Here is a 13,026-nt window from a genome sequence, read left to right as displayed (position 1 = left end):
GTTAATCGGATTACGGATAGATAAAACTATGGTTTTGCGATTGCGAGGTCTCTTGCTATTGATTGCGGCGATTGCTTTTATAGGTAACTAACAGGTTCCCGAACAGCATAACCACGCCACCAATGATGAGCGCGGGCGTTAATGGCTCGTCATACAGCAGAATGCCGACAACGGCGATAGCTGGTAGGCGGAAGAAATCGAGTATCATCACCAACGTGACTTCGGCGTTCTTCATGGCTTTGGTCAAACAATAGTGAGCGGAGAGTGCCGAAAGGGCGACGACCAATAACCAAACCGATTCTAACGCTGATGGCGTTTTGCATGTTTGCCAAGAGAGAACCAAGTCTATGGGCAGTTGAATTAAGCACATGTAGAACAGGATCGTCAGCGGAGCCTCTGTACTGGCTAACGATTTAGTCGAGGTATGCGCTACGGAGTAACAAAATGCAGCGCACAGCACGATAATCGCCCCAACACTTATGACGTCTTGTGTGGGTTGAACAATGATAACAACGCCCAACAACCCTAATGCGATAGCCGTCATTTTCTTTAGTGTGAGGCTTTCCCCCAGAAAGAGACTTGCCAATAGTGCCGTCCATAGTGGAACGGTGAACTCAAGCGCAAACACTTCCGACAAAGGAAGTAGCCCAATTCCAACAAACCAGCCAAATTGCCCACCAAAGTGAAAGACATTACGCAGGCTATGCAAGGGGAGTCGGTTCGTAGAAAACAGCTCCTTTTGCTTAGACGCGAAGATCAAAAATGACACGACGCATAAACCAATGACACTTCGAACAAGTAACACTTGATAAGTACTGATGTTGCCACTGAGCTCTCGCGCACCAACGGCCATCAAACTGAATGATATCAGTGTGCCAACCACCCAAAGAATTGTTGATGAGATAGTGATTTTCCTCGTGTGCGTGTCAGATTTTCATACTTAGTGATTGTTCAGAGTTTAACCGCTGTATTCAATTGATATCCGATGTTTTATTAGATTTTGCCTATTCATCGTTAGGATCTCTACAAACAGTAAATCTAATTTTTCACATTACAGTTATTGGCATATGCCAATAATGAGGAGTATGCTGAACGCCTGATCACCAATAACAGGGAGTTACCATGTTATACGCAGTACCTTGTCTTAATCTTCATGTCGGCAACCATTTTGCTCGTTCACCACAGATAGCGATTGTGGATGACCAACGACAAATAAAGCAGATGGTTCCTTTGGTTGAGTCCGACTCGTCTTGCAATAAAAAGAAGCAATGGATTTCAGTCCTCCGTTCTTACGACGTGCAGGCTGTCGTTGTCCGTCACATAGGAAAGAGGATGCTGGCGCACTTGTTCAATAACAATATTAGAGTGTTGGCAACAACAAGGAAGGTGGAAATCGGAGCTTTGGATTTTGATAATCTGCAAGAAGTGACCGATTTAGATTATGGTCGAGAGCCTCGCAACGTTTGTCACAGTAAAAAAGGACACAGTCAGAGAGGTTGCAATAATAAAGGATGCGGTGAGGAAGGGCGCAAGAAAGGCGCCGCGATTTTTACGTCACAACCGAATCAACTAGGCGTTATACGAGGGTGTCGTAAATGACATTCCTACTAACACTATTAGGCTTCATTGGAATCGTTACGTTGATGGCGATCGGTGTGATTTTCTCACGCCAACCAATTAAAGGCAGTTGTGGAGGGTTGGCGCAGATAGATATTGAGCGTGAATGTAATTGCAAAGACGTATGTGAAGGGCATAGCCGAAAGCTATATCAAATCTCTGAACCATCAAGTTAAGGCTCTTTAGGGGTCTCTCGACAAGCAACGTTAAAGCTTCGAACTATGAGCCTTGAATCACTAACGCGTGGCCGTTGACGATGCACTTGGCGACCTTGGTTCGTGCACGTTTAATGATGTTGCCGAACGTTTGGCGAGACACCTGCATTTGTTCAGCGGCTTCAAGTTGGCTCAGTCCTTCTTGATCAGCCAATCGCAGTGCTTCCAATTCTTCTAATAGCAATTCTTCTTTATGAAGCTCGTCCATAGGAACGCCATTAGGCTTAAAACAAGAGTAAGCCGCTCGGGTGCATAACTGGCGATGTTTTTTTGGTCGAGCCATATACAATCTCTAAGTATTAAAGGTTAAAAGGTAAGTATGAAGGTTTTCATTCCTCACAACCATCGGCGTTGCCAAGTGTGCAGCCAAGGCTTCTTTTCAGACAGCCTGATTTGTTTTGAAGCCGTTAGTGAGCACGAGGCTTTAGCTAAATATAAAACCAGGGCCAAGATTGTACCAACAGATAAAGCTGAGGGCTACGATGGCATCATGCAGGGTGGCATTGTCACCGCGTTACACGACAGCGCGATGCTGCATTGCTTGTTCCAAAATAACATCACTGCCATGACGGTCAGCTTAACGTCTCGTTTCCATCATCCAATTTCGATTGGTCAAGAACTGGAAGTTCGCGCACGATGGGTCAAAAGCAGACGAAATATCTATTTCTTAGAAAGCCAAATTACGCAGTGCGGAAAGTTGTGTTCATCGGCACAAAGCCAGTTCATGTCATCTCACTAGTTATCGATCCGAGATTTCCTATGCCGTTAGTTTGTTACGCCCATTCTTTTGCACAATAAATAGAGGTTTTCTATAGTTAAGGTAATAACTATTAAAGCTAGGGCAGTACTGAATTTATCATAAACTTTCTTCACTTCTGATCGCGCTGATGTGTGTCATTAGTCGAGCCTTCGTATTCAATTCATTGCTGTCTTCTTCCGGAGGGCTGCTGATGCACAAATTCTTCAAATTGACACTCCGATACAGTGTCACTTCAATCGTTTCTCTTTTTCTATTCTTCAGTGCTTTTGCTTCTTCTTCTCCCCTTAAAGTCGGTGTATACCCTTGTCCGCCTTTTGTAATTAGTTCTATGGAAGGTGAATGGAATGGCCTGAGTATCGAGCTTTGGGAGCAGATAGCGAAGGAAATGGAGGTTGAGTTTACGATAGAGACTCATCGCTTGGATGACTTACTCAATTCCATTGAAACAGAGCAAATCGACATCGGTGTATCCTGCATTTCAATCACTCCAGAACGTGAGTTGTTCGCTGACTTTTCCCACTCCTTTTACGAAACTCATCTCGCGATCGCCGTTAAGAAGCAAGGTTATCTTCACTCCCTACATTCCATATTCTTAAACCCCGCCTTATGGATAATCATTGGTGTCATCATCTTTATCTCCGGCTTAATAGGTGCGTTTTTTTACCTATTGGGACACGGAGAAAATGAAAAACTCTACTCGATGAAAAGCAGAACGGGTCGTTGGTTAGAAAGCTTCATACTGGGATTGCTGTTCATCACTCGAGGTCCATTCAATTACTTTGAGTTTAAGAGCTTAACTGGGCGAATTGCCACGGTGTTCATCGCCAGTATTACTGCCGTATTAGCCAGCAAGCTCACGCTTAGTCAAGGCTCTTCGCAGATTAAAGGCATCAATGATCTTGCGAACGTGGACGTTGGGGCAAAAGTCGCAACGACGTCTTCTTTAATACTCACCAGTTTTGGTATTCGACACAAGAGTTATATCGATATGCCAAGACTGTTAGCGGCTTTAGAGGAAGGCGAAGTGGAAGCGATTGTTGCGGATGATGTGGTTCTCAAATATATGATTGGTAATGGCAGAATAAGCGGGCAATTTGAAGATCTGGAAGTGTTGCCTTACCAATTAGAAAAGCAAAATTATGGCTTTATCATTACGGAAAACAACGCGTACGAAGAAGAGATAAACCGTGCATTATTGAAGATTCGTGAGTCGCGAAAGTGGCGTAAAATCTTGGTCGACTATTTTGCGGACCAATAATCAACAACAGCGGAATACTACAAAGCTTTCTGGGTTCTTACTGCTACATTTCTGAACTAGAGGCTTTGTTCTTTTTGAAATATTTAACTGCTGTCCAGACGGCATAAGCCGCAACACCAACAATCAATGCTGAGCGAATTAGGATAGGTGCATCGTGTTCCAGTTGACTAGCATGCGGAACAATACTGGCAAACAATCGACTGGTGAAAAACAGCCCCATTACTAACATAACAATCTTATTCATGTGACCTGCCATTCAATTAGATGCGTTACCAGAACAAGGGATCGGTTAATCACACTCTCGTGAGGTTAAAGTTTGTTCTGTTCGAAATTAAAGAATGCGCTTCTCAAACGCGCCCGTCAACGCGATATCCGCCTAAAACCAGTAAGCTAAAGTTTCGTTTTTGGAAGTGGTTCTTTTCATTAATGGAGATATACGCAAAGGATTGAATGTGTGAGGAACAGTTGAACTTATTACGATGAATTTCAATTTCGCCAATTATTATTCTGATTTATGATCGCATGCAATCTAGGGGGGACAAATGTCCTCCTATTTGTTTCTGAAGGCGCAATAAGATAAGTGCTACTAAAAAACAAATAATAAAGGACACTTTTATGGACCTATTCGCCCTACTTGATATCAATAATACCTTAGTCAACATCCCAATAGGGGATGGTTATGCCATGAGCTGGATTGAAGCTTTTGGCACTGTATTTGGCCTGTTGTGTATTTGGTTTGCAAGCCAAGAAAAAACCATTTCTACACTCAATTACCTACAACATTGCCTACGACTTATTGGTTCAAAGTCAGACAAATACCGTGTTAGGCGGTTTCGATAAAGTGAATCAAGAAGCGGAACGATTTGGTACATCGAGCAGGGTATACCGAAGAGCGGTTAAGGACTTACTCGCTAAAGGTTTTATCAAGAAAGGGCAACAAGGGTTGGAGATTATCGATCAGCAGGCACTTCAAGCGTTTATTGACTCGTACGAGTGAGAGTAAGCAGGTGATTCCGCTGAGTTCGGAGGGTGATTTGATCCCTAGTGATGAGGATAACAGGAAGACGTGATACTTAAAGGCCCGCGATTGCGAGGCCAAATGTTCTATTCAACAGAATTAAATCAGCTAACCTTTGCTAGTTGAATTGTTGGTACGTCAGAACCATGAGTGTGCTGACTCATTACGTTATGTAGATCTTGTTCATACTGATCTAACCAGGCATAACGTTCACGATATAATTTTCGTTTTTGGCGTTTAAGAGTCTCAAGGTCTTTCCTTGTAGGCTGGATCGGCAGCGTATAAAAACACTTATCGTGTTGTTGTCCGTCGTGCTCTTCCCATAAGCAATTGTATTTAAGGCTTATCGCTTTCCCTTTTTTACCGTAGCGTAATGAGTTCGAAACATGCCCAGATTCGTTGACCGCATAAATGTGATTGATACCTAAGCTGGTGGCCATTAATCGCAGCGTTTCTACCATGAATGATTTAGGTCTCAAACCATAGAATGCCTTTGTAAACGTGCGGCTAAATCCATTGTCATTTGCTCCACCTTGTACGCCACCAATGTAGATATCATTATTAAATACAGTGAATGATATGGTGTACATTTTGTTCAGCATAGAGTCAGTGAGGGAAAGGGTCAATTCGCCTTCTTTTCTGGCGTTTCTCTCAAAGCTCAAGTTCAGAAAATAGGCTTGTTCATCAATCTCTAGCTCTAAAAGGTTAAGTCTTTCGTTATATATTTGATGGCGAGCTGTTGTAGTGAACTTATCTTCGAACCAATCATAATGCTTTGATAATATGTCGATTTTCTCTTTCTTACTAAAGTCAGTACATAAATAAGGTGTGACAAACTTAGATAGGAAGTTCGGTTGTTTTTTAAATAAGAGCTTTCTTTCGATAGAGCTGAAGTTCTCATTCATTTTTCTAGTGTCTGAATAATAAAATAACGCTCGAACTGCAAACTTAACTATCGCCTTGTATTTGCCCTTATTTTTATGGACATTTGCGTCAATTCCCATACGAACTACATTCATAATCACCTCAACAAAGAAGCAGTGCCCGAACACATCAGCGTGCGAACCACTTCATTTACTCTCATAAACATCAATGCCGATGATGATAATGAAAAGTGCAATTTAGGTATGTATGGGTATGTATGACAATGTAATTGAGTCAGTTACTTAGCGTTCAGATAGTGTCCAGCTTTCCAATCATGTTGAACGCGGTTTAATCAATGTAGGGTTCTTAACCATGTGATTGTAGTGTCACAATTGTCTTGGGGGAGGAGCTCAAATCACGGATAGATGTGGGGAATCAGGGAGGGCTGGTTCTTAAACAAACAATGCCACTACAAGGCTGCAGTGGCATTAGAAGGAGAATAAACTATAACTCTAACAGTTTGGCCAATTCACGTTGTTCGAGAAGCTCTTCAATACGTTGACGAGTCTTCGGCGTTTCGGCTTGTACTTTGGTTGACTTGCCTGCTTTTTTACTGCGGCTAGCTTTAACTTTTTCTTTAGTTATAGACATCGTAATCTTCCTTGGATTCTGCTTTGAGTTGGTATTGACTCTAAGCGTTACATGACTCTTTTAATGCTTTACCTGCTTTAAATGCAGGCGTTTTTGATGCTGAAATTTGAATCTCTTCTCCTGTTCGTGGGTTACGACCAGTACGAGCAGCACGAGAATTAACTTTGAAGCTACCGAAACCAAGGATGGCAACATCATCACCCTTAGCCAATGTGTTTGAGATACCTTCAACAAGTGCGTTTAACGCTGAACCTGCTTGATCTTTTGATATGTCTGCTGAAGTTGCGATGTGTTCAACCAACTGAGATTTATTCATATTCTATATTCCTTATTGAGTACGGCTGGCGCTTATCTTTAAGGCCAAGCTTATTCTATCTTAGCAATAAGGGCTGAAATAGTGTTAACACCTAGGCAGGGTATTGTAAAGTAATCAACAAGATTGAGCGTTAAATCATCTTTCAGTATAACCGAATGCAGTTCTTTAGCTATTGGTAATTTAAATGCTCGCTATCAAGCTGGCATGAGAAAGGTGAACGCGAACCTTTCATTTGATTGATAAAGCCAATCATAAGTGAGCGTATTACTGGTCGGTTAAATGAGAGAATAGAAACAAAAAGCCTAGCGATAGAGCTAGGCTTTGATGGTGAGGTGTAAATATTGTGGGGTGTTAAATGTAGTGAAGTATAGAATTAAAGCGACTTAGTGACGCAGTAATTGACTAAAGCGGAGGTTGAAGGCTGCAGAGTCATCAGGGTCTAACATGATTCGAACAATATTGATGCCTTTAGGGGCTTTCAATGCTTCAAAGATGTTTGCCATATCTTTTTCTGTGTGGGCAACATAGCTATGAACGTCTTTGCCTTCGGTGCCTCCTAATGCTTCGCCAAGTTTTTCATATTTCCAAACCGCAATGTCATTATACGAGCGCTGTTTGCCTGGGTTAATCGCTCGTTCTGCACCATAACCAGAATTATCGAGAAGAAAAATAACAGCGTCCTTTTTATGGTGAATCAATGTAGCAAGATCTTGAGCGCTCATGGTAAACGCACCTTCACCTTGGATGGTAATAGATCGGCGATTGAGTTGTTCATTCGCAAAGTTTGCGCCTACGAACATACCGAACCCGGCGCCAAGTGACCCCCAGTTTCCACAACCGTGCATAATAATATCTGCAGGGAATTCAGCTTGTGTACTATTGATAAAGCCACCAGTATCGCCATACAACATATCACCTTCTTCTAGGTAATTTGAAAATTGAATGAACAGTCGATCAATAGTTAAGTCATTGTTTGTTGGTACAAAAGCGTCGCGTTGTTCAAATGCAAATTTTCTTCTTGGTTGTAATATCAATTGACCAGCTTCGATATCTTTAATCGCCCCCAATAATGTTGGCAAAAAATCACGTAAGTACACTTGGTCAAAGCGACGACCGTTGATTTCTACATAATCTTGACGGATCCAGATAGCATCTTGTTTTTTACCGAGTTGGGTGGAGAACACTCCAGTATCGAACTCGTTTAATGTGACCCCTAATGCAATAGCAACATCAGCACCGTCGACCATTTCTTTTGTATAGTCTTCGCTGACTTCACCCATATAAATACCAACATTGTTGTCATGTGCCTCAAAATCACCCATTTTGCAGGTAAATGTTGTTGCTACAGCCGCATTTAGTTGATTAACCAGTTCGATACCTTGAGGAACGAGTGCTTCACGTTGAAGTAGATGGCCTGTCACGACGCTACGGGTGCGTGAACGGTGCAATAGAATAACGGTTTCTTGCAATGCGGCTTCAAGGTTTGATATCGAAGACTGATCTAACATTAAGTCTAATGGTTTTGTTGGTGCATCGACATCCATTGTTTGCATGTCGTATGGGACTTCCAAATATACTGGCTTTTTAGTTTGCATGGCTTTACGTAGCATCTGGTCAACGTAGTAGGGTGCGGTATCAATGCTCTCAACTCGTTGGCTCACACAAGTAATATGTTTGAACATATCAACGTTGGTATCAAACTTATTACCAATAGCGTGATGATAAAGTCGTTCGGTTGGTGTTTTCAATACGCTAATGGCTGGTGCTCCGGCCAATACTAGAATCGGCGTATCGTCGGCATAAGCGCTGGCTAAACCATTGGCGCAGCTAAGTGAACCAACACCAAATGTGACCGCCATTGCCCCAAATCCATTTTGCTTGGCGTAACCATCAGCTGCGTAAGTTCCGTTAAGTTCGTTGCAAGGCATAATGTGTTGCACGCCATGGTCGCCATCAAGGATTTCGTCAAATAATGGAAGTACGTAATCACCGGGGATGCCGAAAATGTGGTTCGTATTTAGTTCTTTTAGGCGCATTAAGATGTAGGTTGATAGTGATACTTTTTTCATGGTGTTACCTCATTGAATTTTATTGTCAGCGGTTGCTGTGTTTGGATGAGGTAATATTAAAAGGATCATAAAAATCGATATAGACGACTTTTTGAGTTCGGCAATCTCATTTTTGGAAACCGTCCATTATGCTTTCGACAACAGCCCGCTGAGCTGCGGTCTGCAGATTTTTATCTCTATATAACAAGCTGAATCTAACCGGGCTGATGGTGTAGTCATCAAATATTTCAATTACCTTGTCAGCAGCGGCAATATCTTCATGGATATAGGTTGGAATGACCGCATAACCAAGAGAATCTAGTACGGCAACGACGACCATTTCCATATCCATAACAGTGAGGCGGCAATCGATTTTGAGTCGAAACTGTTCTTCGGTAGAGCGACGTAACACGGTTAGAGTAGGGTGAGAGAATGTACCAATGTAGGGCGTTTTATTGAATTCACCATTGGCGATTTCTGATTGATAAGAAGTCTGAAATTCGTGGCTTGCAACGAAGATTAACGGGACATCTATCAACTTTCTGGCGATGAGGTTTGTCTCGGGCAGTTCGCCGCTTGCAACAGCGATATCTACATCTTCGGTGAGTTCGGTTGAGCTATGGGAGTTTTTAAGTTCGATCGAGAGATCTGGGTTCTGTTTGAGTAAGTCTTTGAGGTATGGGTACATAAACTTAAGGTAGAACTGCTTAGTAGCAGATATCACCACTTTACCATGCAACTTTCCAGAGTCTTCATGTAACGCATCCAATGAATGAACAAAAGCTTCTAGGTGTTTATTGAGTGCTTGGAAGTATTTCTCCCCTTGGTTAGATAGAGTTAGCTTATTCTTACTCCGAATAAAAAGCTGGACTCCCAAGCCTTGTTCAAGCCCTACAATTCGTCGACTTACAGTAGAAAGTGGCAGTTTTACTCGCTCACTGGCTTTTTTCATACTGCCGTATTTTGCGACCTGACAAAATACATAATAGTCGTCTATTTGATTCTTCATGTTTTACCGCTCTAAATTCGCCCCTTTCTTAAAGAGTAACACATGAAAATACATGCACATTCGGTATTTAAATTGCAGTTGGTAATGTGTGTGGGAAACGGGGTAGTTAAGCGACATCCAACAAAAAAGCCCAGCGGATGTGCTGAGCTTTGGTGTGTTTCTATTTTAGGACGAGACACTAAGGTAGTTCGGTAAGAGCTACTTAGTAATAAAGATTTTCTCGGTTTCTAGTGACGTCATAGCGCGAACTTGGCGCCAAATGTAATAGAAAATGCCTAACATCATCAGCATGCTTGGGATAGCAATGGCTGGGTAGCTGTAAAGTGTCAGCTTACCAAGTTCTTCATTAAAGGCTGCAGTGCCGGCAGGGCTTGTGACAATCCAAGTTGCAAGAAAGTAGTTCATCGCAGAAGAAAAGGCGAAAGTACTCGCGAACATGTAGTTTGATGTCATGAGGCAACGGTCAAACTTTGCTTGGTTACCGAACTGTCTTAAACGCTCTTCAATTAGAGAGATGTTTAACAGTGCTGGCGTAAAGATAACTTTTTGGATGAACGGGTAGCGAGTGAAAGTAGAACCAAGAACCGCTAGACCAATCAGGCCGGGGATTAATGCTTCTTTTAATGCTAACCAACGCGTGTCTAATTCGAAGAAGCCAATGCCACCTGTTAATAACACACTCACAAAACCAAGTGCCGCGATGAAGTTAAATTTCTTGTTGCGGATTAGCTCCATACCACCGTAAGCGATAGGGAAAGCCAATGCGACAAGTAGCGCTAAACCCGTTCCTAAATGCTCTTCTCCACTGAACTTCATTAAGATGAATGACGGAAGAAATACGTTAAAAACGATTTCGAAAAGAGGGTTCGATTTTTTGTTTTCTGTGTTACTCATAATTTCTAAATACATTATGTTATGGATTTATTCTCAGGGATTGTTGTTTACCTCGCCTAAGATGTAAAGCCCTAAGGCACCATGCTGTGTAACGACATGTGACATTTACCTCGTTACAGACCGCTTAATGCCTTGAATTGAATAAAATAAACCCGTTAGGCTCTGCGTTTTTTAAAGGAATGCCAACCAGCACTTAGAATCGTTTTAATGACCACACTAAGCGCACTTAATTTGGGGTCGGCATTTTTCCCAGCGGCAATGCGCCACATTTGATGCTCGTACCAAACCAGTCCAACCATCGCCATTTTATCTAATGTCGGCTTACCTGTCGTTGGCACAGTTAATGGCATTCCGTGGTTTGGATCGTCTATCAGTTTATTGGGGAAGTCAGGGTCAACCGCCATGGTTCGTGCAATTCCAATAAAGTCAGTCGCGGAAGTTTGCAATGCTTCGTTCATTGCTGGTGCCGTTCGAAAGCCACCAGTGACCACCAAAGGTGTATCTACTAGCTTTCTTACCTTAACCATGTAATCCATAAAATAGGCTTCACGCTTTAACGTGCTTGCCTTTACAGGTTCGTTTTTATTCTTAGAACCCATCATCGAGGGGCTTTCATATGTGCCACCAGATATTTCAATCAAGTCGATGCCGTTGTTACTGAGCGTTTGTACAACTTGCATCGACTCTTCTTCGGTGAAACCGCCTTTCATGAAGTCAGCGCTATTGAGCTTAATCCCCACGGGAAAATCGTTACCCACTTCTTTGCGGATCGCACGGTAAACTTCGAGTACGAATCGAAGTCGGTTCTCCAATGAACCACCCCATTTATCGTTACGTTGGTTGTGTCTTGATGACAAGAATTGACTCACTAGGTAACCATGAGCGCCGTGAATTTGCACGCCAGTAAATCCCGTTTGCTTTGCTAGCTTAGCACTATGGGCAAACTTGTTAATCACGTCGTGGATCTCAGGATCAGTGAGCGCGCGAGGCGTGTTAAAGCCTTTCTCTAACCCGCGCTCTAAAGAGATTGCTGAAGGTGCGACTGGCTGATCACAAAGGAACTTAGGGATCTGTTTGCCTGGGTGGTTTAGCTGCATCCATATCTGTGAGCCGTTTTGTTTTCCGGCATTTGCCCAATGGCGAAAGATGCTGAGGTCACTTTTCTCGTCCAAAACAACGTTATTCGGCTCTCCAAGCGCATTTCTATCAACCATCACGTTACCTGTCATGGATAAACCGATGCCACCTTCAGCCCAACGTTGATATAGGGTTGTTAAGCCAGTTTTAGGGTTATGTTGCTTGTCGCCAAGTTGTTCACTCATCGCTGATTTGAAGAGGCGATTCTTGATGACTTGACCGTTGGAAAGAGTGAACGGCTTGCTGAGGTTGCTCGAATTCATGCGCTATTGGCTACTATCTTTTTATATGATGGCTTTAGTATGTCTTATTTTTTCGACTGTTCCGAGCAATCTGACTCATGTTTGGTTTATATGTGTTCAGTTTTGAACTTTATAGACATTGAGAATAACTGAATGTTTCCCCCTCAAGTGCCAACCACAAAAATAAGTGAGTGTGGCTTTAGGGGGATCTAAGAGGGCGGGTGTGAAAAAACTATCTGTCGAAGAGAAGATTGAAGCTTAGTGGGATCTTATCTGAAATGGCTAACCCACCAACGGTTGCTGAAAGCTTGTTTAGGTTATCTGTCGATATTCCAAAATCAGCGCCATTTACAATAATGGTTGAAGCTGAATTGACCATCACAAAGCCGTCCGCAGGAACCACCAAAACAGGGAAATTAATCTTCTTGGTCACGCCATGTAAGGTGACTTCGGCTTCGATAGTCGTGTTTTTCGGATCGCCAGAAAGTATGGAGGGATCAATTTTCCCGGATACCTTTACTTCAGGGAAAGTGATTGATTCAAAGTAGAGTTCATTGAGTCGCTGGTCACGAATCGCAACTCCGGTGCTTAGACTTTTTAAATCCAACATTATAGAAAACTGGCCATCTTCTGTGAGCCCTCCTGATAACGCTTTGATGGACGCAGGCTCAACAACAAACTGTTTCTTAATGGTTGCGAAGGTGATATTCGACAACTTTGAATCTAACGTGTAGCCGCTTTCCGCGAAAGATTGCGCAGAGATAACGGCACAAAAGAGACCGAGCGTAGGGATTAGTTTTTTCATAGTTTGGTCACCACATTGATGAATTTACAGGTCTAACGTTATAAACCGGTTCACTTTCTGAATATCTTTTGGGAAAGAAAGATAAATAAAAGCTTAGCCTAGCATGCAACAAATTACCCTAGGTAAGGGAGTACGTCGCCATATTATTGGAACCATGATCGGCTAGTTGTCCGGATTGTGTTTGTTATGTTA

The 13,026-nt window shown here is 42.6% G+C and carries 15 protein-coding genes and 2 pseudogenes; 6 read left to right on the top strand and 11 right to left on the bottom strand.

The window, feature by feature from the left end:
• Positions 1–55: 55 nt before the first annotated feature.
• Complete coding sequence (locus OCV36_RS09180; RefSeq protein ID WP_245300900.1) at positions 56–853, bottom strand: DMT family transporter; 798 nt, start codon at positions 851–853, stop codon at positions 56–58.
• Positions 854–1,122: 269 nt separating this feature from the next.
• Here OCV36_RS09180 and OCV36_RS09175 point away from each other — a divergent pair, with 269 nt between their 5' ends.
• Both OCV36_RS09175 and nqrM read left to right on the top strand, forming a co-directional pair.
• Positions 1,123–1,599, top strand: a complete 477-nt coding sequence (locus tag OCV36_RS09175; protein ID WP_135454920.1) for a NifB/NifX family molybdenum-iron cluster-binding protein — start codon at positions 1,123–1,125, stop codon at positions 1,597–1,599.
• Positions 1,596–1,793 (top strand): (Na+)-NQR maturation NqrM, encoded by a 198-nt coding sequence (gene nqrM, locus OCV36_RS09170; RefSeq protein WP_102552949.1) that lies wholly within the window; start codon positions 1,596–1,598, stop codon positions 1,791–1,793. The genes OCV36_RS09175 and nqrM overlap by 4 nt, the downstream gene beginning before the upstream one ends.
• A 43-nt stretch (positions 1,794–1,836) precedes the next feature.
• Here the strand turns inward: nqrM and OCV36_RS09165 are convergent, their stop codons facing one another.
• Positions 1,837–2,115, bottom strand: coding sequence for a DUF134 domain-containing protein (locus OCV36_RS09165; protein ID WP_017096978.1), 279 nt, complete (start codon positions 2,113–2,115; stop codon positions 1,837–1,839).
• 36 nt (positions 2,116–2,151) lie between these two features.
• Here OCV36_RS09165 and OCV36_RS09160 point away from each other — a divergent pair, with 36 nt between their 5' ends.
• Positions 2,152–2,571, top strand: a complete 420-nt coding sequence (locus tag OCV36_RS09160) for a PaaI family thioesterase (RefSeq protein WP_135454918.1) — start codon at positions 2,152–2,154, stop codon at positions 2,569–2,571.
• A 211-nt stretch (positions 2,572–2,782) separates the two neighbouring features.
• Entirely contained in the window at positions 2,783–3,850 is a 1,068-nt protein-coding gene (locus OCV36_RS09155) for a substrate-binding periplasmic protein (RefSeq protein ID WP_135454916.1), read from the top strand.
• A 43-nt stretch (positions 3,851–3,893) separates the two neighbouring features.
• Here the strand turns inward: OCV36_RS09155 and OCV36_RS09150 are convergent, their stop codons facing one another.
• Positions 3,894–4,094 (bottom strand): hypothetical protein, encoded by a 201-nt coding sequence (locus tag OCV36_RS09150; RefSeq protein ID WP_017075162.1) that lies wholly within the window; start codon positions 4,092–4,094, stop codon positions 3,894–3,896.
• Between the two features lie 371 nt (positions 4,095–4,465).
• Between OCV36_RS09150 and OCV36_RS09145 the strand changes: the two are divergent.
• Both OCV36_RS09145 and OCV36_RS09140 read left to right on the top strand, forming a co-directional pair.
• Positions 4,466–4,618 (top strand): annotated as a pseudogene (locus OCV36_RS09145) (nicotinamide riboside transporter PnuC); the annotation flags it as partial.
• Positions 4,611–4,847, top strand: a pseudogene (locus tag OCV36_RS09140) (Crp/Fnr family transcriptional regulator); the annotation flags it as partial. The pseudogenes OCV36_RS09145 and OCV36_RS09140, both read left to right, overlap by 8 nt.
• 125 nt (positions 4,848–4,972) lie before the next feature.
• Here OCV36_RS09140 and OCV36_RS09135 read toward each other — a convergent pair.
• From OCV36_RS09135 to OCV36_RS09100, 8 genes are all read right to left on the bottom strand, one after another.
• Positions 4,973–5,887, bottom strand: a complete 915-nt coding sequence (locus OCV36_RS09135; RefSeq protein WP_135454914.1) for a VirK/YbjX family protein — start codon at positions 5,885–5,887, stop codon at positions 4,973–4,975.
• A gap of 349 nt (positions 5,888–6,236) precedes the next feature.
• The gene (locus tag OCV36_RS09130) at positions 6,237–6,383 is read right to left on the bottom strand and encodes a hypothetical protein (protein ID WP_017075157.1); all 147 of its coding nucleotides are present in this window, start codon (positions 6,381–6,383) and stop codon (positions 6,237–6,239) included.
• 40 nt (positions 6,384–6,423) lie between these two features.
• Positions 6,424–6,699 carry an HU family DNA-binding protein gene (locus OCV36_RS09125; RefSeq protein ID WP_004734824.1) on the bottom strand — a complete coding sequence of 92 codons (276 nt, stop codon included), beginning with the start codon at positions 6,697–6,699 and terminating at the stop codon, positions 6,424–6,426.
• Positions 6,700–7,082: 383 nt separating this feature from the next.
• A complete protein-coding gene (locus OCV36_RS09120; RefSeq protein ID WP_135454912.1) occupies positions 7,083–8,768 on the bottom strand; it encodes a thiamine pyrophosphate-binding protein in 1,686 nt (561 codons plus the stop codon).
• A gap of 106 nt (positions 8,769–8,874) precedes the next feature.
• Positions 8,875–9,756, bottom strand: coding sequence for a LysR family transcriptional regulator (locus OCV36_RS09115; protein ID WP_135454910.1), 882 nt, complete (start codon positions 9,754–9,756; stop codon positions 8,875–8,877).
• Between the two features lie 198 nt (positions 9,757–9,954).
• Positions 9,955–10,650, bottom strand: a complete 696-nt coding sequence (locus OCV36_RS09110; protein WP_017075154.1) for a VC0807 family protein — start codon at positions 10,648–10,650, stop codon at positions 9,955–9,957.
• Positions 10,651–10,805: 155 nt separating this feature from the next.
• Complete coding sequence (locus tag OCV36_RS09105) at positions 10,806–12,050, bottom strand: NADH:flavin oxidoreductase/NADH oxidase family protein (protein WP_135454908.1); 1,245 nt, start codon at positions 12,048–12,050, stop codon at positions 10,806–10,808.
• Positions 12,051–12,261: 211 nt separating this feature from the next.
• On the bottom strand, positions 12,262–12,834 hold the full coding sequence (locus OCV36_RS09100; protein ID WP_017075152.1) for a YceI family protein: 573 nt from the start codon (positions 12,832–12,834) through the stop codon (positions 12,262–12,264).
• Between the last annotated feature and the right edge of the window lie 192 nt (positions 12,835–13,026).

The organism is Vibrio echinoideorum, from assembly GCF_024347455.1.
Taxonomy (GTDB): domain Bacteria; phylum Pseudomonadota; class Gammaproteobacteria; order Enterobacterales; family Vibrionaceae; genus Vibrio; species Vibrio echinoideorum.
Note: the sequence above shows the minus strand (reverse complement) of the source record. Positions and strands in the feature narration are given on the sequence as shown.

Bases quoted from the DNA above. Each gene is read 5' to 3' on its own strand.
- OCV36_RS09155 (WP_135454916.1), top strand. From the start codon at position 2,783: ATGCACAAATTCTTCAAATTGACACTCCGATACAGTGTCACTTCAATC.
- OCV36_RS09175 (WP_135454920.1), top strand. From the start codon at position 1,123: ATGTTATACGCAGTACCTTGTCTTAATCTTCATGTCGGCAACCATTTT.
- OCV36_RS09125 (WP_004734824.1), bottom strand. From the start codon at position 6,699: ATGAATAAATCTCAGTTGGTTGAACACATCGCAACTTCAGCAGACATA.
- OCV36_RS09160 (WP_135454918.1), top strand. From the start codon at position 2,152: ATGAAGGTTTTCATTCCTCACAACCATCGGCGTTGCCAAGTGTGCAGC.
- nqrM (WP_102552949.1), top strand. From the start codon at position 1,596: ATGACATTCCTACTAACACTATTAGGCTTCATTGGAATCGTTACGTTG.
- OCV36_RS09150 (WP_017075162.1), bottom strand. From the start codon at position 4,094: ATGAATAAGATTGTTATGTTAGTAATGGGGCTGTTTTTCACCAGTCGA.
- OCV36_RS09120 (WP_135454912.1), bottom strand. From the start codon at position 8,768: ATGAAAAAAGTATCACTATCAACCTACATCTTAATGCGCCTAAAAGAA.
- OCV36_RS09130 (WP_017075157.1), bottom strand. From the start codon at position 6,383: ATGTCTATAACTAAAGAAAAAGTTAAAGCTAGCCGCAGTAAAAAAGCA.
- OCV36_RS09100 (WP_017075152.1), bottom strand. From the start codon at position 12,834: ATGAAAAAACTAATCCCTACGCTCGGTCTCTTTTGTGCCGTTATCTCT.
- OCV36_RS09110 (WP_017075154.1), bottom strand. From the start codon at position 10,650: ATGAGTAACACAGAAAACAAAAAATCGAACCCTCTTTTCGAAATCGTT.
- OCV36_RS09115 (WP_135454910.1), bottom strand. From the start codon at position 9,756: ATGAAGAATCAAATAGACGACTATTATGTATTTTGTCAGGTCGCAAAA.
- OCV36_RS09180 (WP_245300900.1), bottom strand. From the start codon at position 853: ATGGCCGTTGGTGCGCGAGAGCTCAGTGGCAACATCAGTACTTATCAA.
- OCV36_RS09105 (WP_135454908.1), bottom strand. From the start codon at position 12,050: ATGAATTCGAGCAACCTCAGCAAGCCGTTCACTCTTTCCAACGGTCAA.
- OCV36_RS09165 (WP_017096978.1), bottom strand. From the start codon at position 2,115: ATGGCTCGACCAAAAAAACATCGCCAGTTATGCACCCGAGCGGCTTAC.
- OCV36_RS09135 (WP_135454914.1), bottom strand. From the start codon at position 5,887: ATGAATGTAGTTCGTATGGGAATTGACGCAAATGTCCATAAAAATAAG.